The organism is bacterium (genome assembly GCA_040753085.1).
Lineage (GTDB): Bacteria > UBA9089 > JASEGY01 > JASEGY01 > JASEGY01 > JASEGY01.
On record JBFMHI010000235.1, the window covers coordinates 1 to 2,301 of the forward strand.

Annotated in this window: 4 protein-coding genes; all 4 read right to left on the reverse strand. The window is 45.1% G+C overall.

The window, feature by feature from the left end:
* Positions 1 to 78 precede the first annotated feature (78 nt).
* A complete protein-coding gene (locus tag AB1797_13940) occupies positions 79 to 228 on the reverse strand; it encodes a hypothetical protein (protein MEW5768688.1) in 150 nt (49 codons plus the stop codon).
* Positions 229 to 280: 52 nt separating this feature from the next.
* Complete coding sequence (locus AB1797_13945; protein ID MEW5768689.1) at positions 281 to 1,120, reverse strand: prepilin peptidase; 840 nt, start codon at positions 1,118 to 1,120, stop codon at positions 281 to 283.
* A 71-nt stretch (positions 1,121 to 1,191) separates the two neighbouring features.
* Positions 1,192 to 1,536 (reverse strand): hypothetical protein, encoded by a 345-nt coding sequence (locus AB1797_13950; protein MEW5768690.1) that lies wholly within the window; start codon positions 1,534 to 1,536, stop codon positions 1,192 to 1,194.
* 130 nt (positions 1,537 to 1,666) lie between these two features.
* The gene (locus AB1797_13955; protein ID MEW5768691.1) at positions 1,667 to 1,894 is read right to left on the reverse strand and encodes a hypothetical protein; all 228 of its coding nucleotides are present in this window, start codon (positions 1,892 to 1,894) and stop codon (positions 1,667 to 1,669) included.
* Positions 1,895 to 2,301: the final 407 nt, after the last annotated feature.

Sequence of the window (2,301 nt, forward strand, 5' to 3'; positions counted from 1 at the left end):
TGTCCGTCTACGGAACGGACATGGACAAGCACGGACAGGGACAAGCCCTGTCCCTACACTTCCGCCTTCTGTCCTGTGTTATTTATCCGTGCTAATCCGTGCAGCTATACCTGAACGGTTACAAAAAATCTTGTAACCGTTCATCCCATGAGGCTGGATGCTTGATGCTCGATGCTGGATGCTTGATGCAGGTAAAGGATCCAGCATCGAGGATCGAGCATCGAGCATCGAGCATCGAGTTGGTATCTTTGTGCCTTAGTGGCTGAATAGTTACAAATTTTCAAACTGCGCCTCGAAATCCGAAATCGGCAAAATCCGAAATCCGAAATCCGAAATCCGAAATCCCCAGATACCATCCGATTATTTCATCCCCCAGAAGTAAAGCTATTATAGCTCCAAGAGAAAGAAAAGGGCCAAAGGGGATATATTCACCCCGCTTGGCTCGTCCCAGGCCAATTAAAGATAGTCCCACCACGGCGCCAATAGCGGCCCCCAAAAATAGGGCCAGAAAAACCTTTGGCCAGCCCAGGAAGACCCCCATTAAGGCAGCCAGTTTCACATCTCCCCCGCCCATACCTTCTTTGCCAAAGATGAGGGGACTTATGACTAATAGGAGGTAAATTATCCCCCCGCCCAGGAACATACCCATTAAGGCCGACCGGAGAGGCATCTGCCCAGGGATTTGAGTGGCCAGCAGCCCTATGATAATAGAAGGATAGGTGATCTTATTAAGAATAAGAAAATGTTCCAGGTCAATGAAGGTAATAGCTATCAGCGCTGAAACAAAGAAAAGGGAGAAAAACAGATGGTAGGACATGCCTAATCGCCATCCGACCAACAGATAAATAAGACCGGTTAAGAGTTCAATGATGGGATAGCGCCAGGATATCTTGGCCCCACAATAGCCACATCTCCCTTTCAGCCATAGGAAACTGATCAGGGGGATATTTTCTATGGCCTTAAGCTTTGCGCCACAGTTTGGACAATGGGAACGGGGTCGAATAATAGATTGGTTTAAGGGAAGGCGATAGATACAAACATTCAAAAAGCTGCCTACCACCGTCCCGAAAATAAATAGAATTACTCCGGCCACTGGCGTCAAAGATAACCCCCTTTCCATTTCGGAGGGCGGATTTATGATTCAATGCCGAGCACCCCTCCGCCTTCCGCCTTCTGAATTCCGCCTTCGTATCAGGCTTTCTCCCCCACGAATTTATCCTTCTGGTCTTTAAAGAGGATATTGAAGGTAGTCAGGCTTCCGTAGATTTTGGTAATATATTGCTGAAGCTGAACCTTTTCTGCATCAGAAAGGGATGAAGAATTTATTCGCTGTTCCATGACCCGCAGTTTTTCTCTAACGAGAACGACCTTATGAAAAAAGGCATTAATCGGCATCCGTTTTTCCTGGAGCGACGGGTCCTTGGTCACAAGAACGATCTCGCCTCCAACCCACTTATCGGCCAGCCGGACATCACCGAACCCGGCCTCCTCCATTAAAACTTCCCTGATACAGTGCTTTAGTTCAGAAAGATTCATGGTGCTTCTGCCCCCCCTTATTTATATGTGTTGTAACTACTCAGGTGGATAGGCTGAGGGTGGAAGGCCTTTAGGGACAAGTGTGGTGAGTAGATGATTGAACTTCAGCCTTCAGTCTTCAGCCTTCAGCCTATCTGCCTGAGTAGTTACGTGTAGTTTTAATTTGACGAATCCTTTCTAAGATTTCATCACATTTTTCTATGGGGATTGATTCTTCATTCTTTCTGGCTTCAAAGATAAGGCCATCAGAATCTTGCGGTTCTTTAAGGAACTTTTGAATCTGCCTGAAATCATTAATATCAATAATAGTCGCCGTTTGATTCTCTTTTTCATCTACGATAAATTGATATGGTCTCATTTTTTTTACCCTCCTATTGACAGGAATTGCAGAGCCACTACTATCTGCCTCCTGATTTTTCTGAAGCTGCACCCTTCGATTTATCTTTCTCCCTTCTTTTGTCTTATTAGACGCAACAGGTCTATCCTCACCATCGCTTTTTAACCTTTTTTAACCTTTAATCTCTCTATTTTTATCTTGCCTTCCTGTACCAGATATTTTTTAATTATTTCTACCTTTCTTTTTCTATTCCCCAGCTTTTTGAAGTATATCGTGGTACAGTTCCTCAGTTATAAAAAATCCGGGACGGTTCACCTTGCTGTGAAAGCTTGCGACTAATGGCCTATCCCAAAACCTCCGCGATAGAAACCTGGTTTCTTGAAGAAACTCGGCTTCTGGTCACACTGGAGAGGTTTTGGGATAGGCTC

Coding starts and splice junctions, on each gene's coding strand:
- AB1797_13940 (MEW5768688.1), bottom strand. CDS start 228: ATGCTCGATGCTCGATCCTCGATGCTGGATCCTTTACCTGCATCAAGC.
- AB1797_13945 (MEW5768689.1), bottom strand. CDS start 1,120: ATGGAAAGGGGGTTATCTTTGACGCCAGTGGCCGGAGTAATTCTATTT.
- AB1797_13955 (MEW5768691.1), bottom strand. CDS start 1,894: ATGAGACCATATCAATTTATCGTAGATGAAAAAGAGAATCAAACGGCG.
- AB1797_13950 (MEW5768690.1), bottom strand. CDS start 1,536: ATGAATCTTTCTGAACTAAAGCACTGTATCAGGGAAGTTTTAATGGAG.